This is a genomic window from Bartonella sp. AU16XJBT, assembly GCF_028618665.1.
Classification (GTDB): domain Bacteria; phylum Pseudomonadota; class Alphaproteobacteria; order Rhizobiales; family Rhizobiaceae; genus Bartonella.
In genome coordinates, this window is sequence record NZ_JAQITF010000009.1 from 1 (window position 1) to 23198 (window position 23198).

A 23198-nucleotide genomic window follows, 5' to 3' on the forward strand; every position below is an offset into this window, starting at 1 on the left:
ATTTTATATAAAAATATATTTAAAATAGTTTTATAAAAATGATAATTATGATTTTTTTAAAAATAAAAAATTTTGTTGTTGTAGATAACTGTTAGTATCTATTTCATTGAGAGATGTATTTTTAATCTTGAAAAAAAGTTGCATAAAAATTGGGGGAGGAGGCAAAGTCTAAATATTGTATGAGTAAACAATGTAAGTGAACTTTATAGAAAATTCTTTACAGAATAATTCGTGTATTATCCTATTATACTGTACAACACCGTTGTTTAGAGCAGTAATAGGGGAAAATATATTATACATTAGGTATTTTTAGAATGAGTGCTAGGTGAAGTATTCAGGGCAGGGGGCCCATAGAGCCTTATGTAGGTGAACCATATAAGTGGTTAGCAGCATCTCCCTTAACACGTCAGATTTTTCTACAAACCGGTGCTGGGAGGAATCCTCTTCTTTTGAAGTGTGGGGAGAAGATTAAGAAGAAAAAGGGTAACACTTTAGTTACCCTTTTTTGAGCTGTTTTGTATAGATTTTATTTGTTCTTTGGAGCAATTTTTTTTCTTATAAACATAAAATACATTATGCCTAAGAAGATAAACCAAAAGATACTGTATTTTAAAGCTATTAGGGTATCGTGTTCTAATGTTAACAAATAGAGCATGAAAGCAAAAAACACTAACACAATCCCGCACATAATGACACCTCCCGGCATTTTGTAGACGGATTCAGCATGTAGATGAGGGTGATTGCGACGATACACAATATAGCTAATCAAAATGACGGACCATACGAATAAAAATGCAATAGCTGAAATACTTGTCACAATTGTAAAAGCACTTATGATGCTTGGAGATGATGATGCAATTGTATATCCTACTAAAATACATAGGCAGGAAAAGAACAGAGCATTGGCTGGAACATGGTATTTGGAAAGCTTCCCTAAAATTGGAGGAGCGCCTTTTTGTGTTGCAAGACCGTATATCATACGGCTGGTGGAAAAAATACCACTATTTGCTGAAGAGGCCGCTGAAGTGAGAACAACAAAATTGACCAAACCAGCAGCTATTGGAATGCCAGCAAGCCAAAACATGGAGACAAAGGGGCTTTTATCTGGAACTATTTGATCCCAAGGTGTAACTGACATAATCACAGCAAGAGAAAAGATGTAAAAGAGTACAATACGCACCGGTATTGCATTAATTGCTTTAGGGAGAACTTTTTTAGGTTCTTTGACTTCAGCTGCTGTTGTTCCAGCAATTTCAATCCCAACAAAAGAAAAAATGGCAATTTGAAATCCGGCAAAAAAACCTGTAATTCCTCGGGGAAATATATCTCCACCATTCCATACGTGACTGAGAGAAGCGACAGTACCATTTGGAGAGGTAAAGCCTGTAGTGATCATATAAAATCCAACAATAACTAATGCTAAAATTGCTACGACTTTGATAAGACCAAACCAGAATTCAAGTTCACCAAAAAATTTTACGGCAAGGAGATTAAGGATTAAAAAGAAACCAATGCAAGCAAAAACAACAATCCATGGATTAAGTGTTGGCCACCAGAAATGCATATAGTTAATGATTGCAATAATATCTGCAGCTCCAGTCACAACCCAGCTTAACCAATAGTTCCAGCCAACAAAAAAAGCGATTCCTGGCCCTAGCATATCGGTTGAAAAATCAATAAGAGATCGATATTGTGAATTAGAAAGCAATAATTCTCCCATTGCACGCATGACAAAGTATAGGGCACATCCAATAACGGCATAAACGAGTATGATGGAAGGGCCGGCTACACTAATCGTTTTTCCTGATCCCATGAAGAGCCCTGTTCCAATAGCCCCACCGAGGGCTATAAGTTGTACGTGACGGTTATCTAGACCACGTTGTAGTTTTTTCTGAGGATCATCTTTTAAATTTTGTTTACAGTTCATTTTTTGGGGGTTCCCTTTAATTATTTTGAGATTAAATTACACTCAAAGAGATATTATTCGTATCGAAGCATGATATAAATGAGGTGTAAAGGAAAAAAACATTTTTTATGGTTTTGTGTGGATAAAGATAAAGGGGGATAAACAAAAGAACATGGTTTTGAAAAAAGAGAATGTATTTCTCTTAAATAGCATAACAGATATTTGCATAGGGAGTTTATTTGTTATGAATAACAAATAAATAGCTCATGAAGAGGTTTTGATAGAGCGCCCTTTAAAATTATTTCAGAAAGTTGTTAGGTGTTTTTATAACTTTATGAAATTTATCGTTTATAATCAATATGTTGTTATTCATAATAGAGAGAGTTTAAATTTTTTGCTCAAGTAGCATTAGAGAGTTGGCATCTTAAGTGTAGGGAAAATTCTTTAATGATAAAAAATTTAAATGATTTCTAAAATCATTTTATTTGTTTTTATGATGCTATCATAAGTAAAAAAGAGGGCCTTTTTCACAAAGGAAAAGAGGGACACTTTAGCTTTTTTCTTCTAAAGTGGTGAATAAGAACTTCATTTAGATATTGATAAAACGTTGCGATAAATTCTATTGTTTACACAAAAGTTCTTGAGACTACGATAAAAAAGCAACGTTATTCAGTTTTACAGAGAAAATAAGAAAGAATTGGGGATTGTCTCAGCTTTGTGAGAGGTTAGACTCTTCAGAAGTGAGAGGCAGCGTCATGAAAAGATTACTCTGTTAGCTTTACGACCTCTTATCAAAAGAGGAAATGTTATCCAAAGAAAATGAAAAAAGAAAATAGCGATAAAACTGTTCCTGTTGCACTATTAATACATCCTTTTATTTTTTCCTTTTTTAGAGTGGCACTTGCAAATGATATAAAAATGGTCATTAAAGTAAACCATGCAAAGATATTGAAGGAATGTATTGTTACAAGTTCAAAGCCTTTTTTATGCTACTGCCAGAAGCTAAGAATTTTGGAAAGGCTGCTATGTAAAATATTGATACTTTGGGATTTAGTATTTGTGTTAAAAAATCATCCATATAGCTGGTGAAGAGCTTTGTTTTACCGACAATGCTTTTTTCATTCGTTGATATTTTTTCTTTTGAATTTAAGCTGTGTATTCCAGATTTAATCGATTTAAAGCCCATATATAATAAATAGCAGCCTCCCATGAGTTTTACTAAAAGGAAGAGCGTTTTGTTGTTGAGAATGAGTGCTGATACACCTAATATGGAAAATGCTCCATGCGCATATGTTGCTGTACACAACCCTAAGACGTTCGTAAATGCGTTCTTTTTCCCCAATCTCGTTGCATTATCGATGATAAGGGCCATGTTTGGTCCCGGTGAGATGACTAAAAAAAATGAAACAATGAAAAAGGTCAGTATTTGATGACTCATTTTACTTTTAGCTCTGAGATTAATTGATCTTCAAGATAGAGTTCTATTCTGTCAAATTTAGAGAGTTTTCCTACGCCCTGTGGAGTGCCGGTGTATATGATATCACCACGCCTTAGCTGAATGTAGTGACTTAAAAATGATATTATTTTCTCAAAGCTAAAGATCATATTTTTCGTATTGCCAACTTGCCTTATCTCGCTATTCAACTTCATTGTAAAGGTTATTGGGGCATTCATTTTTTCTTTGTTTATGAAGTCAGAGACGTATGCGGCTCCTTTAAAACCTTTAGATAAAAGCCAAGGAAGTTTTTTTTCTTTTAATTTTTTTTGCAAATCTCTTGCGGTTAGATCAAGACCTATTGCTACGGCATCATAACATTCTTTAGCTTTACTCTCATTGACCATAAAAATGTCCTTTGAGATTCTGAGCACAATTTCAGTTTCAAAATGGATTTCTTTGGAAAAATCAGGAAGATCAATTTGGTTTCCTAACACAAGTGAACTATTTGGCTTGCTAAATATAACAGGTTCATCTTCAACAACATTCCCCATTTCATGAACATGTTCAACATAATTGAGTCCGACACAGTAAATATTATTAATCATAGGAAAACTCCAAGTTTTTCTTTTCCTTTTATATAGAAAAGGTATCACTAGGGAAACAATGTTTTTTCTCATATCGATATGTGAGCTTTGTAAAAAAATATGCATTATGTGGATTAATAACCAATTTTGATGATAAACAGACAGCATTGTCTCTCCAAGCTTTAATGAGAGGGTGGCTATTGGGTGGTTCTATGGGGAGAATATCAGGGAATGCGTGTAACTTAGGATTTTCGCTTAGATGCTTTCTAAGCAATAAAAATCGCTGAGGATTTTATCCTTTGTGGCGTTCACTAAGATAGCTTTTTTCTTACTTTTTTGAGGAATTCTGAATTAATCATTCCCATATGTTTTGTTGGTAAGAGGGCAGTGGAGTGATACCATATCAGATTATCCTAGACGTGCATTCCTATCTTTTAAAAGTTTTGAAGTTGAGTGATTGAGTGATCAATGTATGGGTCATAGACAAGAATTTTGAATCCAGAAGGACTTAACGCTCTAGCGTTGCTTTTCCTATTTTCCCGAACTCAGCCAACTCGATGGTTTTATGCTTTGGACGTAATATTTTAAGATTGTTTTCTTGCCATATTTTTTGCTAAATCATTATGTCTGGATACTTGCCAGCATCCTTCCAAAATCATTGTTAATGCAGTATCAGCTACTTCATCTATACAATAAGAAGGGTTGTTAGCAAATTCAACACCGTGCTTTCTTAGCTCTTCGTAATCTAATTGCTCAAAACGGATACCAAATCGTCCTGCTATTTTTTTACATTTATGCAATTCCTTGGTTGTTTTCTCTGTTATTTTTGCATGCCAGATCAATAAGACATCAATTTTCCAGAATTTCATCATGAATGTTGTCTTCATGTAAAAAGTTGAAGAAATAAAATTAAGCGCCTAAGTCAGTCAGCGGTTTTTCAAATTCACTTATTTCAGTTATTCTATCGATTATAGTTCATCGTAGTTTTTCTCTATAATAGATAATCATTAAGAAAAATCTTTTTACTCACCTGATGAATCAAAAGAATTAGCTTTTTTCTGGTAACATAAGTGGAGAAATAAGGATTTTAGATATGTTTCGGCGTTCCATTTCAATCACTTTAAAGCGTAAACCGTCTGTTTCAAAACTTTCCCCCTCATTCGGCAAATGACCAAACTGCCAAAGCATAAAGCCTGCCAGAGTCGTATAACGGTCTGCCTCATCAACAAGATTTCGTCCAAGATAACCACTTAAACGGCGGATATCAGCATATCCCTCTACAAGAAGACTGCCATTTTCAAGTTGTTCTGCAATCATGAGCTCTTCATCGTCATCAGGAAAGTCTCCTGCAATAGCTTCAAGAATATCGGTTGGTGTTGCAATCCCTTCAAAAGATCCGTGCTCATCAACAATAATTGCAAGCTGAATCGAAGAATGACGTAATTGCTCCATCAATCGTAAAACACTTGTGTTTTCATGAACAACAAGGGGTTCTCGCATAGCTTTTTTCCAATTAATCTTTTTACCCTCTGCCAAGTTTAAAAGAAGATCTTTTGTCAATGCAACGCCAACAAATTCATCCACTTTTTCACGCGCAAGAATTAAGCGGCTATGTTTAACCTTTTGTAATTCTTCACGCATTTCATTTTCATCAGCATTTAAATCTAACCACTCAATCTCATTGCGCGGCGACATAATAGAGCGAACAGGACGATCAGCTAAATCGAGAACACCACGAATCATCTCCTTTTCTTCTGGTCTAAACAATTCAGAAGCTGCGGCTTGTTCAGCAATGACATCTACAGTTTCAGCAAGATGATTATCTTTACTTCCCCCTCCTAAGAGTCTTAAAACAGCATCAGCTGTTTTACTGCGTAGATCATTCGTTGTAATCATCTTTTCTCGGTTACGACGTCCAATTTGATTAAACGCTTCAATGAGAACAGAAAAACCAATAGCAGCATACAAATATCCTTTTGGAATATGAAAACCAAACCCTTCAACAATGAGTGTAAAACCAATCATCATCAAAAAACCAAGACAAAGGATCACAATGGTGGGATGACGATTAATAAAACGCATAAGAGAGCCAGAGCCACACATCATTACTCCCATAGCAGTAATGACTGCGAGATACATAACTGCTGCCTGCTCTTTTGCAATCATACCGGTTGCGGTAATAATACTATCGAGTGAAAAAACAGCATCTAGTACCACAACTTGAACAATTACTTGCCAAAAAACAGCATAAGCAACGCCTGTTTTTCTTTCATGCGATACCCCTTCTAACCTTTCATGCAATTCTAATGTTCCTTTTGCCAGCAAAAAGGCTCCACCACCAATTAAAATAAAGCTATGCCAACTAAAGACAAAAGAAGAAAGTGAAAGAATGACCGTATCAAGTCTCATAACCCATCCAATAACTGTAAGAAGGAAAAGCCGCATGATTAATGCTAAAGTAAGACCTATCAAGCGTGCACGGTCACGCAAATGCAGGGGTAATTTTTCAGCTAAAATTGCAATAAAAATAAGGTTATCTATTCCTAAAACAATTTCGAGAAAAACCAACGTGACCAAACCAAACCATGCATGGGGATCAGTGATCCATTCCATCATTTCTCACCTTTTAAAAGCTTAAAAGCGCGCGATCGACAAAAAAATCATGGGCTTTTATTCGTATATTGGATCATGAATATTGAATGTAAAAAACTTACATTCAAAGGGAAAAACAGAAAAATATTGCTTAAACGCATATGATTATTGATAAAACAAAACGATGCCCCATTCCGATAAAAACGACAAGAAGGCTCTTCTAAATTTTGCTCGGGCATTATGCTCGATAATCCTCCAACGATAGATTCTGTATAACAACCAGAACATGTATTTATAGAACCTTATAATGGGTTTATTTTTATATAAGATCAAGTGGTGAATATCATATTTTAAACCCTACAGACAATGAGGTTATATAAAAAACAACAAAATATCTAGACATCTATCCTTAGGAGCGTTATAGAAACGCTCATTCTCATCTTTTGGGAAGCTTATGGGTGATTAGCTCAGTCGGTAGAGCAGCTGACTCTTAATCAGCGGGTCGTGGGTTCGATCCCCTCATCACCCACCATTTATTTTGTACATAAATAATTTATTGATTGCGTAAAATTTTTTAAGATATAAGAGGCTAAATGAAATTGGGGGGGGGGAGCAAGCTTACGCCACCACACACTTTGCGAACCTCCAATGTTATCCCGACAAGCTCTTGGCACTTGAGATTCTTCATAAGAGGCATTTTTAGTCCTTTCTTATACAGTTCCACTCCATATGGCTCTTCCCGCTTATAACGTGCAAGCGAATGGTTCTGATTGATTCAACGTGGGAGAGATTTGAAATGAGAGAATCTTACGGTATTCAATGCTTTAATTCCAGTTGAATAACGATAAATTATTATTTATAAATCAATATATTGTATGTTATAGAAACGATTATTTTCTACACGGATAGTTGCTTTCAAGTTTATGGGCGTTATTTTGAAGTAAAATAGACAAATATTACTCTGTTTCTACTTAGAGTAAGCTATTTATAAAGGGGGTATTTCAAGCATAAAGGTAAAAAAGATAAATACAAATGATAGTTTTATTAATTGCATATATGCAATTGAACTTCAGCATAAATATATCACTTATACGTATACAAAAAAGAAGCCATTGATAGCCTTTATATTTATTTAGGTGGTGTTTTGGGGGCTCTTTTCCAATATTGTTGCGCTTCAAAAATGGCGACCACAAATAATGAAATGATGAGTGGTATGATCAAATAAAGTATTCTAAAGACAATAAGTGCTGCGATAACATCGGTTGGATTTACATCGGGCATACCGGTTATGAAGAGCGCTTCAAGAACACCTACTCCTCCTGCTGGAGCATTGGAGAGAAGCGTTATTGTAAAAGATGCTAGAAAAACACCAAGAACGGAAATAAAATGAATATCTGCATTGTAGGGGAGAACAGCATAGATAATTCCTGCTGCTCCTAAAAGTTCTAGGGGGCTAATGAGGAGCTGTTGAATGACAATTTTTAGTCGTGGATAGGAAAGTTGAATTTTCTTGCCCAAGCGTAAGGGTTTCAATTGAAGCCAACTACCAAACGTATAAAGTGCTACGCAACTGAGTAAAATTGCTCCAACTGTTGTTCCAAGCCATTCAGGAAGCTCTTCATGAATGAGGGTGATAATTTCGGGTTGCAGAACCAAAACGATCCCCAACAGTAAGATTGTGCCGATGACAAAAGTAAAAGAGCAAAAACCCACTAATATGGCGATTTCTGTTCCGTTTAATCCTTTCATTTTATAGGCGCGATAACGCACGACGGCACCAGAAAAAACTGAAGCACCGATATTGTGTGAAAGAGCGTAAGTTGTAAATGAACAGATAGCGATAAAAATCCAAGAAATTTTATGGCCTAGATGTTGCAAGGCAATGCGATCATATCCAGCAAGAGCAGCATAAGCAAGGAGAGAACATAAACAGGCTAATAACCAGTGTTGTGCATTTAAATTGCTCAAACGTTCCAATACGTCACCAAACGAAATGGCAGAGAGCTTTATATAAAGAATCCGAATAGATATCAGCATTGCTAAGATACCAATTAAGGGCCATATAAATTGCTTTATTTTCACGCTTCTTTATCCATTTTATGTTTTCTATAAATTTTCATGATTATGCATATTCTTTACAGACCTTTGCTCTGCGATATGCTCTATAATGCCATTGGCAATTTCTTCATCATCCGTTACTACAACATCAGCACCTAAATCAATGAGATAAGCTGTTTCTGTGTCGGATAATGCATGTGTGATTATCTGGATATCCTTCTTCATATCACGTATATTCACGATACATTCTCCTACTTCAATGGTACTCCGCATTGTAATAACAACTTTATGTGCATTATTTATATTGGCTGCGTTCATGATTTCTTGTTGAATGATATTGCCGCAAATAGCCTCAAAGCCATCTGAAATTGCTTTATCAGCGAGGCGTTTTGATTCTTCCACAATTACTATAGGTTTATCTCTATTTCTTAAAGATAATGCAACACACTTACCAATACGACTATAGCCAATAATGACGATATGGTTGTTTTTTAAGGTCATTGGTAAAAAATCTTGGTCAGGATCTTGTGGATTAATGTCAATAATTGTTTGGGTATTTTGTGAAGAGACAGAAAATTTTTCTAGACGTTTTTTAATTTTATTACAGGCAATGAAAACAAGAGGATTGAGCAAAATAGAAAAAATTGCTCCTCCAAGAATTAAATCATGAGCGTCATTGTTTAAAAGTCCTAAGCTTAGACTTAAACCAGCAAGGATAAAGGAAAATTCTCCGATTTGGGCAAGGCTTGCAGCAATTGTCAAAGCTGTTGCATTAGAATAGCGAAAAGCTTTAACGATGAAAAAAGCAACAGCAGATTTTCCAATGACGATAATGAATAAGGTTGCTAAGAGAGGAAAAAAATGAGTCAAAAGTTTTTCTGGATCAAATAACATGCCGACAGAAACAAAAAAGAGAACAGAAAAAGCATCGCGCAGTGGTAAGGATTCTTCAGCAGCACGGTGACTTAACTCTGATTCGCTCATGACCATACCGGCAAAAAAAGCACCAAGAGAAAGAGAAACACCAAATAAATGAGCAGCTCCGAAAGCTACGCCTAGGGCAATAGCAAAGACGCTAAGACGGAATAATTCACGTGATCCCGATTGTGCGCTCATTTTTAAGAGCCATGGGATAACGCGTCGCCCAATGACAAGCATTAGTGCGATAAATATAATTACTTTCAAGATGGTGAGACCAAAAACGCCCCAAATACTTAAATCCAACCATTGAACGAGAGGATCCAATGTTTCTTTATTGGTACTGTTAAGGGTGCTTGCCAAGGATGGGATGAGAACAAGGATAAGGACCATTGCTAAATCCTCAATAATCAACCATCCAACGGCAATGCGCCCTTTTTCTGTTTCAATAAGATGACGCTCTTGCAAGGCACGTAACAGGATAACAGTACTTGCTATGGATAAAGCAAGACCGAAGATCAAACTCCCGCTAAGGCCCCATCCCATAATCAGACCAAGGCATAAGCCTAGAAGAGTAGAAAATGCCATCTGTGCAATAGCAGCAGGAACAGCAATCGCTTTGACAGATAAAAGATCTTTTAAGGAAAAGTGTAGCCCAACACCAAACATGAGCAAAATAATACCAATTTCAGCAAGTTGATTGATAATAACGGAATCTATTTTAAATCCGCCTGTATTGGGCCCCACGATGACACCAGCTAACAAGTAGCCCACAAGGGGTGAAATTCGCAAACGGCTAGCAATCATTCCTAAGAGAAATGCTAAACATAAACCGGCAACAATGGTTGTAATAAGTGGTGTGTCGTGGAGCATGGATTATTTTCTATTCTTGATTAAAAAGCGAAGGAATGAAGATGCCTCTTATTTCTTTGAGACGGGAGGAATGATGTATCATATGCATTAAAGAACATTTTCATTTCGCTTTAGTATTTACACGACTATTTCGTTCACGCCACCAATTTCCTAGCAGGAGTAAAATAGGAGCGGCAATAAAGATAGAGGATGATGTTGCAATAATAATCCCAAAGACCATGGGCAATGCAAAATTATGAACGGCACTTCCACCCCATATCGCCATGGGGAGCATAGCAAGAATTGTTGTGGCTGATGTAAAAAAGCAACGGACAAGAACCTGATTAATTGATAGATCAATTAGTTCGCGCAATGGCATTTTTTTATAAAGACGCATATTTTCGCGCATTCTATCATAGACCACAACCTTATCATTTATAGAATATCCAACAATTGTTAAGAGTGCAGCGATGGCTGTTAAATTAAAATCAAATTGAAATAAAGCAAAAAAGCCAATCATTTTTGTGGTGTCTAGAATGAGTGTGACAATGGCTCCAATAGCAAAGAACCACTCAAAGCGTAACCATATATAGAGAGTCATGGCAATTGCCGCGAGAATAACAGCCGTAAACGCAGCTGTGGCAAGTTCGCCTGAAATTTTGGGGCCAACAACTTCTATTTGATCAAATGTGGTATCGGGATAGATATTTTGTACAGCTGTTTTGACTTTATCAATGGCTATGGTTTGTTGTGCTTCGCTCCCACTTTGTTTCTGTATGCGAATGAGTATGGTGTTTTCTTTATCGATATTTTGCAGGGTAATTTCACCAATATTAAGGGTAGAAAGCTTGGAACGCAGGGTTGCTAGGTTTGCTGGTACTTTCGTAGTAATACTCATTTGGCTGCCGCCAATAAAATCAATTCCGAAATTCAAGCCAGGCTTAAAAAAGAGAAAAACTGAAGCTATGGATAAAATAATTGAGATGCCAATACCAATGAATCGCGCTTTCATAAAGTGGAAAGTTGTATTTTGAGGGATAATGTTGAAAGCAGAATGAATATGCAATTTTTTTATTTTCCATTTACGAACAATCCAAATCATGATGATGCGTACAATGGTGATATTGGTGAACATAGAGATGATAATACCAAGCAACATTGTGACGGCAAAACCACGAACCGGACCGGTGCCAAACCAAAATAGTAAAACAGTCGCTATAATTGCCGTAACATTTGCATCAACAATGGTTGCAAAAGCCTGTTTAAATCCACGATCTAGGGCAGCAAAAGCACTCACACCTTTTCGACTTTCTTCACGGATACGTTCATTGATGAGAATATTCGCATCAACGGCAATCCCGATACCTAAGATAATACCAGCAATACCAGGCAGGGTTAGCGTTGCACCGAGGAGACTGAGGGCTGCAAATGTTAAAATCGTGTGGAGCGCTAGTGCTATATTGGCAATGAGCCCCCAAATCCGGTAGAGAAGAAAAATAAAAATTGCAACAAGCATAAAACCGATTATGCCGGTATAAAGTCCCATTTGAATGGCATCAGCACCAAGATTTGGTCCTACCGTTCTCTCTTCAATGACCGTGAGTGGGGCGGGGAGGGAACCAGCGCGAAGCAGAGCAGCCAGAGTTGAGGCTTCTTTTGGGTCAAAGTTTCCTGTAATTTGACCTTGTCCATTGGGAATAACACTATTGATGGTAGGAGCGGTTAAAACCTTATTATCCAGAACAATAGCAAAAGGACGGTTAATATTTTGTCGTGTTATATCGGCAAATATTTTTGCACCAGCGGAATCTAGTGTAAATGAAATAATAGAACGTCCTGGCATTTGCGGGTCGAAACCAGCGCGGGCGTCTTTAAGGACATTTCCATCTAAGGCAATTTGATCATAAATCGCATAATGTTGTGTTTCATCCGTATATCCAGGAAGGATAGAAACACCTATAGGGGGATTATTGGGGTCCACATTAGAAGGAACAAGATGAAAACTCATCTTAGCGGTCGTGCCTAAAAGATCTCGCAGTTGTTTTGGATCTTGTAAGCCAGGCAATTGGACCATAATACGATCATTTCCAACCTTTTGGATCGCTGGTTCTGAAACACCAACTTGATCGATACGGCGACGGATGATTTCTAAGCTTTGTTCAATAGCGTTGCTTACACGGTCTTTTATACCAGCTTCCGTTAATGTAACGCGAAGAGTTTCATTTTGAGCACTGATCATGATATTATGTTCTGTCGTGCCAAAGCTACTGCGTATGGGGGTTATTAATGTTTTTAAAGCAGAGAGTGCTTTTTCAGTTTGTGATGGATCAGAAATAAGGGCAACAACGCTATCTTCAACGATACGTACACTTGAGGTACGGATTTGTTTTTCGCGCAATGTATTGCGCACGTTGCTTAAAACGATGTGTAATTGATCGCGTTTTAACGTTTTGCTATCAACCTCGAGCAGGAGAGAAGAGCCTCCTTGAAGATCAAGACCAAGGGCTACACGGGTGTCGGGTAAGAATTTCGAATTTTTAACTTGTTCGTGTGAAAATAAATTGGGTAAGGCAATATAAATGCTGCTTAAAAGGATACAGCAATAAAGGGTAGTTAACCAACCAGGTGTACGCATGATATATTCCGCTAATAGGCAATCTAACTGTGATTCAAAGTTAAAAGCACAAATAAGATAAGATGATCGTTTTATAATTCAAGGAAAAGGATTAAGTGTGTTCATTGGGAGGAGCCCGTTTATTTGAGAAATATTGCATTTTGACGTTACGAAGTCGTGCGTCAATAGCTGGAATTTTTATTAAAAAGAAATCCAATGTTAGGATTTTTTGAAAGGTCCTCATAAAAATAGATTCTACATGGAGTGTTACACGCTTTTGGGTGTCAGTTGTGGTAACATTCAATTGATCATGCTTGCTTTGTAAATCAAATCTATTCGTAATAATATTCCTAATGATGTTACTGGTGTGTGATTGTTTGATTAAATCAGCAAGCGTTCCTAGGTTACTCGTCAAAAATACACCCAAACTGGATAGAAAAATCCAAGTCATCAAAGGGAGCAAATTTTCTTTTTTGCAATAGGGGTACAAAAAAAGCATGCGAGAGGTGCCTTCTTTAATCTTATTAAATTCAACTTACGATTATTCTTCTCTCTTATTATCAGTATTATAGGATAAGGGAAAGCTTTTATAAGATTATTCTACAAAAGTTGAAAATATCTGCCTTGTACTATATTTAAAAAAGGGTGGTATAGAATCCTTTTTGTGCACATAAGGTAGATATGTATTCATTTTGTAGAAAAAACACCCATATACTTTTCCTTCTTTTGGGGATTATCTTTGTTTTTAATTCTGGTGCATGGGGAAATAGGGAGGCACAAAATACAATTGTCGAACAAACAATAGCTTCTTATTCAGTTGATGAAATTATTCAACAACAACAGCTGATTATTGAGAATCTTGAAGAAAATACTGAAACTTTAAAAAGAGATTTTGACAGAAAATCAGAAGATGAGCGTGCTTTGGAAGAACTGCGCTTACGTGCACAAGATATCAGTGAACGTGCTATTAAGGCAGCATTTGTTTTGCGTTCACCTCTTAATGAGATTAATGCACTTCTTGATCAATTAACCGAGCTCCATCATGACGTAAAAAAACTGAAAAGCTCAGTGAAGGAATACGCTTACTTGATAGAGCAAAAGGCTAAAATTAATAGTATGATGCTTCGGTTTGAAGCAATTTTTTTGGCGACAAATAGAATAGCTGAACTTTCTATTTCTCAATCTCGTGAGCTTTTTAAACGCACACTGACAGATAGGGTTGAGTTTTCGATCCCGATGATTAAACATCTTGTCCAGAAAACAAAAGAGGCTTCATCAGATTTTCTTTTGCTGTTGAGCTCGTGGTGGAATTTTATATTTTATTTCAAGCCATTACAATTTTTTCTTTGCTTTTTGATTCCACTTTTTAGCATTTTGGGACTTTCATATTTTTCTCGCAAGATTCTTGTCCATGTGTATTGCCATTTTACCAAGTCTAACGAGGAGATATCTTATTTACAACGCTTATTGATTGCCTTTATTTCAGTTCTCTTACCTTCGCTTATCTGTGTTCTTTGCGTTTATCTTGTGTTGTTTTTGTTTCGTCATTTTAATTTAGATCCAGGTAAGCTTACGACTGTTTTTGATATGATCGGTTGTCAAATTATTTTAGTATTTTTAATCAATCGCTTAGCGGTTGTTCTTTTATCATCGAATATGCCCCATATCCGTCTTTTCAATGTTGCACCATCTTCTGCTTATCAATTGGTGATTTTACTTACTTCTTTAGGGGGCATTTTGGCGTTTGATGCTGTTTTTGATAGTATTTATCAAATTATTTCAGCGCCTCTATCTTTGACAATTGCTAAAAGTTTTATTGCTGTTTTTCTTGTCGCGATATTACTGTTTATAATAGCATTTATCCCTTTGCGGTTTAGTCGTAGGCCTTTTCAGGGAGAGAAAAGAGAAGCATATTTTTTGCCATTTTATATACGCATACCTTTTATTGGCTTGGGATTATTGCTCTTTGTGTTGAATTTTTTAGGCTATGTTGGTCTCGCGCGTTTTATTATGCAGCAAATTCTGATTGGTGGGGCATTTTTAGTTCTCATGTATTTAGGCATAAAAAGTTCTCAAGCAATTGGAATTAAAGGACAATTTATGAAGACAGCGGTTGGTCATTTTTTGATGCAGCGGTTTCATTTAGAAGAAAAAACGATGAATCAATTGGGAATTGTGGTAAGCGTTTTTCTCAATTTGTTTGTTGTTGTATTTTGTGCAATGCCAATTGCTGTACAGTTTGGATTTTCCTATTCTGATTTGAAAGCAGTTTTGTGGCAATCGGTGACCGGTTTTCAGATCGGAAATATGACTCTTTCTTTGTTTTCTCTTGTAACAGGAATTATTTCTTTTTGTGTCTGTTGGTTCCTTATTCGCCGATTTATTGGTTGGCTAGATCATGTGGTGTTGGCCCATGGAGAATTCGATTCTGGTATCCGTAATTCTATCAAAACAGTGATAAGTTATGGAGGCGTTGTTGTGTCTGCTTTGACAGGATTATCAATGGCAGGTTTGGATCTTAGAAATTTTGCTCTTATTGCTGGAGGACTTTCACTTGGTATAGGTTTTGGTTTACAAAATATTGTTCAAAACTTTGTCTCTGGACTTATTATTTTAGTTGGAAGACCATTTAAAATAGGAGACTATATAGAATCCGGATCAGTAGGGGGGGTTGTTAAGCGTATTAGTGTGCGTGCAACAGAACTTGAGACGATTCAGCGTAAAACGATTATTATTCCCAATTCAAGCCTTATTAATAATAACGTTAGTAATTGGACACGACGTAATAAAGTAGGACGAATTGATATTCCAGTGACTGTATCATCCAAGGTTTCTCCAGAGCATGTTGTTGAAATTTTGTTAGAGATTGCTTCTTCGACAGAAGGCGTTTTAAAAAATCCTATCCCACAGGTGAGTTTTACGGCATTTGATCGTAAGAGCTTTTCCTTTAATTTGGCTATTTATGTGCCTAATATTATTGCATCTTCTCATGTAACCAATACTCTTCGATTTGTCTTATATAAGCGTTTTGCTGAGGAAGGAATTTTAGAATGTTGAGATATATTTATGCTTTGATTACAGTTACTCTGTTGAATATTTCTACCATAACGGCCTTTGCTGCAACAGTGAAAAATACTGATTTAAAGATACAGTCTCTCATTATTGTCGAAGGAAGTATACCTTCAAAATTTTCTTTAAATATGCATCAAACAATAACAATTTGTATGAAGGGATGCTTTATCACTTTTCCTAATAAAGACCGTTTTGTAATAAAGGCAGACGATAATATAGAGATTAGTAGGGGAAGAGCAATTTTTAAATAAAATGATTGAGGACTTTTGTTTGGAGACAAACTTTAGAAGGATAAAGGTATTGCACTTGTTAATAATCTCACCCTTTGAAAAATGCTAGGAAAAAAGGGATGATTTTAGTGTAAGATAGGTGTTATTTTATATAGATAGAATCTATAGTATTCATTTTTGATATAGAAGTATTGAGTTATATTTATAATACTTTTAATAAATATTAATTTTATAAAAATACTTACATCATTTTTAAAAAGTTTAAAAATTTATCTCATTAAAAGAGACATAAAATATTCTATTTTGTGTTTTTTGTGAGATAATTTTGATGCAAAATGTTTTATATTTACTCATTTTAAAGTATATAATAGATAATTTTATTGAATATTTGTACTTTTTAGTATTTGTTATTCTAATATTTTTAAATTTATTAAAATTTAATTGCTAAACTTCAATTTTAATGTAATGATGTATTTATGTAGTGATTGATTTAAATGTAACTATAAAGGAGTACATGTGATTTTGCGGCATAAGATTTTATAAGACTTTGTTTTTCTAAATGTGATTTTTGATTATATTTAAATTTAGCAATGGGGTATAATTTTATGAATACAAAATTTATAACAGCATCTGTTTTTTCTTTGATTTCACCTTCTATAGTACAGGCTGCAGATGTGGTGGCTCCGGAAGAGCCAGTACATGTTGCTTCAGAGATTGTTGCTTCTTCACCTTTTTCTTGGGCAGGTTTTTATTTCGGAGGTCAAATTGGTGGCTTTTCAAGTAAAATTTCTGGAACAACGCCTGATGTTGAGGTTCCTCTCTATCCTGATAAGGAGAGTAAAAATAAGCCATGGGTGCCCCTTGAGAAACAGTATAAGCCTGAACTTTCTGGGTTTGTAGGTGGTCTATATGCGGGTATTAACTTTGATCTTGGTAATAATTTGATTGTTGGTCTTGATACGGATATCCTTTTAACGGAAAAAAAGGATACAAAAACGAAATTTCTAGATGAGAAATCGGATATTGAAGAAACCGAGTCTGGTGGATCGGGCACTGAAGGAGATAAACCTGGTGGATCGGGTACTGAAGGCACAGAAGAGAAAAGTTTGAGAAGTATAAGCTTTACCAATGGACGGGGGCGCAGCTTTTCTCGATCTGATCCAGAGGATAAAGAAGAGAAAAATAGTTTAACTTTTAATCATACGTTCAAACAAAAATGGACGGGTGCCACACGGGTGCGTGTTGGGTTTTCTGCGGGGCGGGTGATGCCTTATATTGCTGGTGGTATCGCTTATGGGCAGTTTGAAGATATTTTATCGATAGTCATTACGGGAGATGAGCGCTTCAATAAGACAGAGGATGCTACAAAAACGATGATTGGTTATACTCTTGGTGGTGGTGTTGATTTTGCAATGACAGATAATCTTGTTGTACGTGCGGAATATCGTTACTCGGATTTCGGTAAAAAGAAATTTAAAGACGAGATTGAACTTAAGTATAAGACGAATGACTTCCGTGCAGGGATAGCTTACAAATTCTAGTTATTTGTGAAAATAAAGAAGCTTAAGTTTAAGAGGTCCTATCTTGATAGGGCCTTTATCTTTTGAAATTTTATGCATTGTAAATGCTATTTTATGGTGAAGAAAAAGTTTTTGACTTTGAGTGACGATGAGGAGGTAAGGAAGAGTTACTCAGATTCTTAATTATTAAGAATGAATTTTTTGATTCATAAGGTATGGCTAAAATATTCCTTCTCACAGAAAGGGCGATTCGCCTTTCGCGTTATCACAGTTTCATTTGATAATATCATTACAGCATTGTTTAAAGATCATTTTTCTATCCAAATGATTAAAAAACAAAAAAATGCATAGAATGGTGCGGACGGCGGGACTTGAACCCGCAAGGTCTTCGACCGGCAGATTTTAAGTCTGCTATGTTTACCGTTTTCATCACGTCCGCGATGAAAGTCCTCTCATAAGCTATATCTTTTATTGAATCAAGAATTAATGACAAAAGAAAAAATTTTCATTTTTTTTAGTGAAATTTTGACTGACAATGCTTTTCTTTATCGCTAGAAGAAGCCTGTATAATATAAACAAAGCATGAAATGATCAGTGTTATGAGTAAATTTATTCAAGACGTTACAAAAGCTATGGTGGGATTGCATCACGTGTTTGCTGAAACACCCCTTCAAAGAAATGATTTTCTAAGCCAAAAATATGATACAGAAATTTATTTGAAGCGTGAAGATTTAACACCGGTACGGTCTTATAAGATTCGTGGTGCTTTCAATTTTGTTTCAGAAATGCTGAGCAGTATATCGTCAGATTCTGCATTTGTGTGTGCTTCAGCGGGGAATCACGCGCAAGGGGTTTCTTTTGTTTGTCGTTATTTTAAACGTAAAGGCGTAGTTTTTATGCCTATGACAACGCCACAACAGAAAATTGAGAAGACACGTATTTTTGGTAAAGAGTTTATTGATATTCGTTTGGTTGGTGAAACATTTGATCAATGTTATGAAGCTGCGCAATCCTTTGTCGTGGAGAGCGGTGGTGTGATGGCGCCTCCTTTTGATGATATTCGCATTATTACGGGGCAGGCAACAGTGCTCTGCGAAGCTGCTTTGCAATGGAAAAAACTCAATGGAGAAAGTGAGCCGGATTTAATAATTGTGCCGGTAGGGGGAGGTGGTTTGGCAAGTGGGGTGAGCAAGTTTTTACGGGAATATGGTTGGAATACAACGCTTCGTTTTGTTGAACCCCAAAGAGCTGCAAGCTTGCTTGCTTGTTTGGAGAGTGGAAAACGGGTCAAACTGGAAAATATTGATACTTTTGTAGATGGGGCTGCTGTGGCTGAAATTGGTGCACTAAACTATACAATTTTAAAGCAATTTTCTCCTGATTCTGTCATTACAGTTCCTGAAAATCGTGTTTGTTCTACGATGGTTGAAATGCTTAATGTAGAAGGTGTGGTTCTTGAACCGGCTGGTGCTTTATCGATAGATGCGCTTAACAGCATTCCACCTCAAGAGTTAAAGGGTAAAAAAATTATTCTCGTTATTTCAGGAGGTAATTTTGATTTTGAGCGTTTGCCAGAAATTAAAGAGCGCTCTTTACGTTTCCAGGGTTTAAGAAAATATTTTATTTTTAGTTTTCCGCAACATCCTGGTGCATTGCGTCATTTTCTTTCCACATTATCACCGGATGATGATATTGTGCGTTTTGAATATCTTAAAAAATCAGCGAGAAACTTTGGTTCTGTCTTGGTTGCGATTGAAACAAAAAAATACGATAATTTTCGTCTCTTAGAGGAAAAATTTCAAGTGTTAGGTTGGCGCTATCGTGATATTACCGATGATCAAACATTATTTGATTTTGTTATTTGAGAAATTGAAATTTTACTAAAACAAGAAGTGTAAAAATGAAATCTATTTTTTATTTTGTGTTGAGTCTGTTTTTCTTTTTGATTGTTCATCAACAGAGTTTTGCATCTCAGCCAACAACAATACAAAAAACTGAACTTTCAAAAATAGTTGTTGATGTCAATAATGCTATAAAAAGTGGAGATTTTTCGCTTATATCTCATTATATGCCTGAGCGGCTTTATAAAGAGATGGCACGTCGGTTGAATACAACAGAGGATGCTTTACGTGGTGATTTTCTTCAACAGTTGCATAAGCAATTTGAGAATTTGCCTTCTGGTGCTTATTGTTTAGATAAAGAAAATATAGAGTATCTTCAAACAGATAATGGTACTTTATATGCTTTAATTCCAACGGTTCTTGAGATGAAGGATCGCATTATTCAATATAAAACTTTGGCGATTTTTGATAAAACTCAATGGTATTTAATTTATGGCGGTCAAAAAACTTTACAAAATCCAGTTTTTCTCGAGATTTATCCTGATTTTATCAAGGTACATTTACCGATGGAGACAATTATCAAGAAATAAACGATTAATATTTTTTTGTTGCGGTAAATGTATTTCGTAAAGCCCTTGCTTTTTTATCATAATCCAAGGATAATAAGGGTGAAGGTATTTAAGCTGTTTTGTTAGCTTTTTGTATAAAGTAAAATTACATACCTTTCCCTTAATTTCAAGGTGCTCATGAGTTGCGCAGGTCGCTTTTCAAGCGTTGCTTCGTTTAAAATGTCAAGGATTTCTCTTGCGCGGATTCTTGAGTGGAGAGTTCAGCTGGTTAATTCGTGAAAGTTGTTCAGCTGAGGAAAGATTTTATTTTGCCTATAAAAAAAGAAGATGTTTTTACAAAGTTAGGTTTGCCTACTCTTTTGGTTAAAAATTTACGCATTTCTGGTATGAGTAAACCTAAGCCTATACAAGAACAAGCTATTCCAATGATGTTGAAAGGACACGATATTTTAGGGATTGCACAGACAGGTTCTGGAAAAACCTTGGCATTTGGCTTACCTATTTTAAGTCAAATTTTAGCTTTGGGTGATAAACGCTGTCCTAAAACTGCACGCGCTTTGATTTTAGCTCCAACGCGTGAACTTGCTGTTCAGATTGATGAAGCAATTCGCACCATGGCGAAAGGAGCGCATCTTTCGACGTGTCTTGTTTTTGGAGGGGTATCACGTTTAAAACAAATTAAACGTATGGCAGCAGGTGTGGACGTTTTGATCGCGACTCCAGGGCGTTTGAGAGATCTTGTTCGTGAAAAGTGTATTGATCTTTCTCAATCTCGTTTTTTGATTTTGGATGAAGCAGATCGTATGTTGGATATGGGGTTTATTCATGATGTTAAGCAAATTGCAAAGCTTTTGCATCAAGAGCGTCAGACAGCCCTTTTTTCTGCGACAATGCCGAAAGAAATTGCTGTGCTTGCAAAGTGTTTACTCAATGATCCGGTTAAGATTGAAGTTGTTCCGCAAGGCACTACGGCTGTAGAGATTACCCAGAAATTATATTGTGTTCCTACCAGTGAAAAAAAGAATGTTTTAAGTAAACTTTTGACAAATCCAGCTTTTGATTCGGTTATTGTTTTTACTCGAACGAAACATGGGGCTGATGCTGTCACACGTCATTTAGCAAAGATAGGCTATTTAGTTGCAACAATTCATGGGAATAAATCACAAGGTGCTCGCCAATCTGCTTTAAAAGCTTTTCGTGAAAGATCGGTACAGATCCTTGTTGCAACAGATATTGCTGCACGTGGTATTGATATACCAGGGATAAGCCACGTTATTAATTACGACTTACCAGATGAAGCTGAAAGTTATGTACATCGTATTGGTCGTACAGGACGCAATGGTGCATCTGGTGAAGCACTTACGCTTTTTGATGAAAAGATAGAAAGGACACGGTTGCGTGCTGTAGAGCGCTTGATTCGTATGAAATTGGTGTCTGAATCTGTTCCAGAACAATTTGCAGCATTTCCAGAAAAGCTAAATGTGCCCCAAAGTGGAGAAAAAGAAAACAATAAAGAACGCCGTTTAAAAAAATCTAAGCGTCAGAAACGGTTTTTAGGTCGAAAAGATGATGCTGCACAGTTACAGCGGAAGAAATTTTCATCTCCAAATGAGAGGCATAAAAAAGCAAAAATAGCGGCAAAGCATGCAAAGTCTTTTCGTTTCCGCAAGTCAGTCAAGAAGGCGGCTTAAATAAAATCTTGAAAAGAGATCATGTCCTGGGCATTTTTTACTTTTATCGATTCCTTTTCAATTCAAAAGAGATATACAACACTCTTATCAAAACAAGAAAGGTTTTCATTTTTTAGAAATGAAAACCTTTGAATGCTTAGATTGAAAATATTTTGAAAAGAAAGCCTCATTGTAGAGGCGATTATTTATTTGCTTTATTTTGATTTTAAAAAATATGAATAAAGATAAATTTTATTCATATAAAGGATGTGTTTTAGCTTTAATGATAGCTTTTAATTTAAAAATTTGATTATCTAATAATAAATGATTGTTTTATATATTAAATAATCCACCTATATCGTAAAATTTTCTCATTTCGAATCTGTTTATATTGATCCATTAAAACTATTCGTTTGCATGTTACAAACGAGATTATTGTGTGGAAAAATTTAAGCAATCAATAAAATGATTCTTGTAACTCATTGTAAATAAAATAAATATTGCTAACATTGAGCGTGAGAAAATAGTATGATGGTATGGCTTTTATTGTGGATCAAAGATGGTGCTCATCAATGGATTTTTATACCATTTACGGGAGCCATTGTGAAACGGGTTTGGGGGGATTTAAAGGACGTCTTTCAATATGTGTGTAGATGCACAATACAATGGATAAAAACGATGGAGAAAACGCTCATGATTTGTTGAAGGCTTTCATAGCATGCTCAACAACTTAGATTGTTATACTGTTTGCACTGTAAAAACACCCTTGTTTAGGGTTGTGATATAAAGCCTATAAAATTTTACGCACTAAGGGTTTTTATGACAGTATAATGAATATTCAAGACAAGGCTGTTTTTAGAATTTATGCAGTGATTAAGTAGGAGGAACCTGCTAGATAAGAAGCTGGACTTTATTACAGACTTTTCGATTGGGAGTTTCTGCTTTTAGGGTGGGGAGGAAGTATGGAGTGTAGGGAGATAATATAGATAATTTTGATTGTGTTTTCCCGTTTTTCAAAATGATTGCTTCAAGAGCAGATTTTTGAGTTTAATTGTTTTATTGAGTAAAAATCATTTTTGGGTTGAGAAACAAAGTTTATACGAAATCTTTTTCATTACTGGTGGTGTTTAATAATTTTCTCTCATGAAAGAAATCGTAATTTATAACGTGCAAACAATTACAGTGCTCTCTGATAGAGAGCGCGGTAGTTTGAAAGAAGTAATTATTTGAAATTAACCAATAAGAAAAATACTTGTACAACAGTTTTCTCTTTAAAATAAATTAATTGTTTGCATTCATTGCAAAAAAACATCCCGTAGGATATTGCATTTCTA

General features: G+C 35.8%; 14 protein-coding genes and 2 tRNA genes. 7 read left to right on the forward strand and 9 right to left on the reverse strand.

What is annotated here, in order from left to right; all coding sequences use genetic code 11:
• Window positions 1-526: 526 nt before the first annotated feature.
• The 5 genes from PVV66_RS06185 to PVV66_RS06205 form a co-directional block, all read right to left on the reverse strand.
• Window positions 527-1927 (reverse strand): amino acid permease, encoded by a 1401-nt coding sequence (locus tag PVV66_RS06185; RefSeq protein ID WP_273717785.1) that lies wholly within the window; start codon window positions 1925-1927, stop codon window positions 527-529.
• A gap of 943 nt (window positions 1928-2870) precedes the next feature.
• Entirely contained in the window at window positions 2871-3344 is a 474-nt protein-coding gene (locus PVV66_RS06190) for a LysE family translocator (RefSeq protein WP_273760963.1), read from the reverse strand.
• Window positions 3341-3949 (reverse strand): fumarylacetoacetate hydrolase family protein, encoded by a 609-nt coding sequence (locus tag PVV66_RS06195; RefSeq protein WP_273717781.1) that lies wholly within the window; start codon window positions 3947-3949, stop codon window positions 3341-3343. Before PVV66_RS06195 ends, PVV66_RS06190 begins: the two co-directional genes overlap by 4 nt.
• A gap of 563 nt (window positions 3950-4512) precedes the next feature.
• The gene (locus PVV66_RS06200) at window positions 4513-4800 is read right to left on the reverse strand and encodes a hypothetical protein (RefSeq protein ID WP_273717779.1); all 288 of its coding nucleotides are present in this window, start codon (window positions 4798-4800) and stop codon (window positions 4513-4515) included.
• 175 nt (window positions 4801-4975) lie between these two features.
• Window positions 4976-6544 carry a TerC family protein gene (locus tag PVV66_RS06205; RefSeq protein ID WP_273760964.1) on the reverse strand — a complete coding sequence of 523 codons (1569 nt, stop codon included), beginning with the start codon at window positions 6542-6544 and terminating at the stop codon, window positions 4976-4978.
• A 432-nt stretch (window positions 6545-6976) separates the two neighbouring features.
• Here PVV66_RS06205 and PVV66_RS06210 point away from each other — a divergent pair.
• Window positions 6977-7052: transfer RNA gene (locus tag PVV66_RS06210), tRNA-Lys, on the forward strand.
• 596 nt (window positions 7053-7648) lie between these two features.
• On the opposite strand, the gene PVV66_RS06215 is transcribed toward PVV66_RS06210, so the two are convergent.
• The 3 genes from PVV66_RS06215 to secD form a co-directional block, all read right to left on the reverse strand.
• The gene (locus PVV66_RS06215) at window positions 7649-8602 is read right to left on the reverse strand and encodes a YbhN family protein (RefSeq protein ID WP_273717775.1); all 954 of its coding nucleotides are present in this window, start codon (window positions 8600-8602) and stop codon (window positions 7649-7651) included.
• 24 nt (window positions 8603-8626) lie between these two features.
• Window positions 8627-10369 carry a YbaL family putative K(+) efflux transporter gene (ybaL, locus tag PVV66_RS06220; protein ID WP_273717774.1) on the reverse strand — a complete coding sequence of 581 codons (1743 nt, stop codon included), beginning with the start codon at window positions 10367-10369 and terminating at the stop codon, window positions 8627-8629.
• A 100-nt stretch (window positions 10370-10469) separates the two neighbouring features.
• Complete coding sequence (gene secD / locus PVV66_RS06225; protein ID WP_273717773.1) at window positions 10470-12983, reverse strand: protein translocase subunit SecD; 2514 nt, start codon at window positions 12981-12983, stop codon at window positions 10470-10472.
• A 660-nt stretch (window positions 12984-13643) separates the two neighbouring features.
• On the opposite strand from secD, the gene PVV66_RS06230 reads away from it, so the two are divergent.
• From PVV66_RS06230 to PVV66_RS06240, 3 genes are all read left to right on the forward strand, one after another.
• On the forward strand, window positions 13644-16019 hold the full coding sequence (locus PVV66_RS06230) for a mechanosensitive ion channel domain-containing protein (RefSeq protein WP_273717772.1): 2376 nt from the start codon (window positions 13644-13646) through the stop codon (window positions 16017-16019).
• The gene (locus PVV66_RS06235; protein ID WP_273717771.1) at window positions 16013-16285 is read left to right on the forward strand and encodes a hypothetical protein; all 273 of its coding nucleotides are present in this window, start codon (window positions 16013-16015) and stop codon (window positions 16283-16285) included. Before PVV66_RS06230 ends, PVV66_RS06235 begins: the two co-directional genes overlap by 7 nt.
• Window positions 16286-16869: 584 nt before the next feature.
• Window positions 16870-17805, forward strand: a complete 936-nt coding sequence (locus PVV66_RS06240) for an outer membrane protein (RefSeq protein ID WP_273717769.1) — start codon at window positions 16870-16872, stop codon at window positions 17803-17805.
• Window positions 17806-18137: 332 nt separating this feature from the next.
• Here the strand turns inward: PVV66_RS06240 and PVV66_RS06245 are convergent.
• Window positions 18138-18223 (reverse strand) — tRNA-Leu (locus PVV66_RS06245).
• A 148-nt stretch (window positions 18224-18371) separates the two neighbouring features.
• On the opposite strand from PVV66_RS06245, the gene ilvA reads away from it, so the two are divergent.
• The 3 genes from ilvA (at window position 18372) to PVV66_RS06260 (ending at window position 21885) form a co-directional block, all read left to right on the forward strand.
• Entirely contained in the window at window positions 18372-19649 is a 1278-nt protein-coding gene (gene ilvA, locus PVV66_RS06250) for a threonine ammonia-lyase IlvA (protein WP_273717767.1), read from the forward strand.
• A gap of 35 nt (window positions 19650-19684) precedes the next feature.
• Window positions 19685-20215 carry a hypothetical protein gene (locus PVV66_RS06255; protein ID WP_273717765.1) on the forward strand — a complete coding sequence of 177 codons (531 nt, stop codon included), beginning with the start codon at window positions 19685-19687 and terminating at the stop codon, window positions 20213-20215.
• 287 nt (window positions 20216-20502) lie between these two features.
• Window positions 20503-21885, forward strand: coding sequence for a DEAD/DEAH box helicase (locus tag PVV66_RS06260; protein WP_273717763.1), 1383 nt, complete (start codon window positions 20503-20505; stop codon window positions 21883-21885).
• The last annotated feature ends 1313 nt before the right edge of the window (window positions 21886-23198 follow it).

What these genes read in the sequence shown, in the direction of transcription:
- secD (WP_273717773.1), bottom strand. Translation starts at nt 12,983, where the DNA reads ATGCGTACACCTGGTTGGTTAACTACCCTTTATTGCTGTATCCTTTTA.
- PVV66_RS06195 (WP_273717781.1), bottom strand. Translation starts at nt 3,949, where the DNA reads ATGATTAATAATATTTACTGTGTCGGACTCAATTATGTTGAACATGTT.
- PVV66_RS06235 (WP_273717771.1), top strand. Translation starts at nt 16,013, where the DNA reads ATGTTGAGATATATTTATGCTTTGATTACAGTTACTCTGTTGAATATT.
- PVV66_RS06240 (WP_273717769.1), top strand. Translation starts at nt 16,870, where the DNA reads ATGAATACAAAATTTATAACAGCATCTGTTTTTTCTTTGATTTCACCT.
- PVV66_RS06255 (WP_273717765.1), top strand. Translation starts at nt 19,685, where the DNA reads ATGAAATCTATTTTTTATTTTGTGTTGAGTCTGTTTTTCTTTTTGATT.
- PVV66_RS06200 (WP_273717779.1), bottom strand. Translation starts at nt 4,800, where the DNA reads ATGATGAAATTCTGGAAAATTGATGTCTTATTGATCTGGCATGCAAAA.
- PVV66_RS06185 (WP_273717785.1), bottom strand. Translation starts at nt 1,927, where the DNA reads ATGAACTGTAAACAAAATTTAAAAGATGATCCTCAGAAAAAACTACAA.
- PVV66_RS06230 (WP_273717772.1), top strand. Translation starts at nt 13,644, where the DNA reads ATGTATTCATTTTGTAGAAAAAACACCCATATACTTTTCCTTCTTTTG.
- ybaL (WP_273717774.1), bottom strand. Translation starts at nt 10,369, where the DNA reads ATGCTCCACGACACACCACTTATTACAACCATTGTTGCCGGTTTATGT.
- PVV66_RS06190 (WP_273760963.1), bottom strand. Translation starts at nt 3,344, where the DNA reads ATGAGTCATCAAATACTGACCTTTTTCATTGTTTCATTTTTTTTAGTC.
- PVV66_RS06205 (WP_273760964.1), bottom strand. Translation starts at nt 6,544, where the DNA reads ATGATGGAATGGATCACTGATCCCCATGCATGGTTTGGTTTGGTCACG.
- ilvA (WP_273717767.1), top strand. Translation starts at nt 18,372, where the DNA reads ATGATCAGTGTTATGAGTAAATTTATTCAAGACGTTACAAAAGCTATG.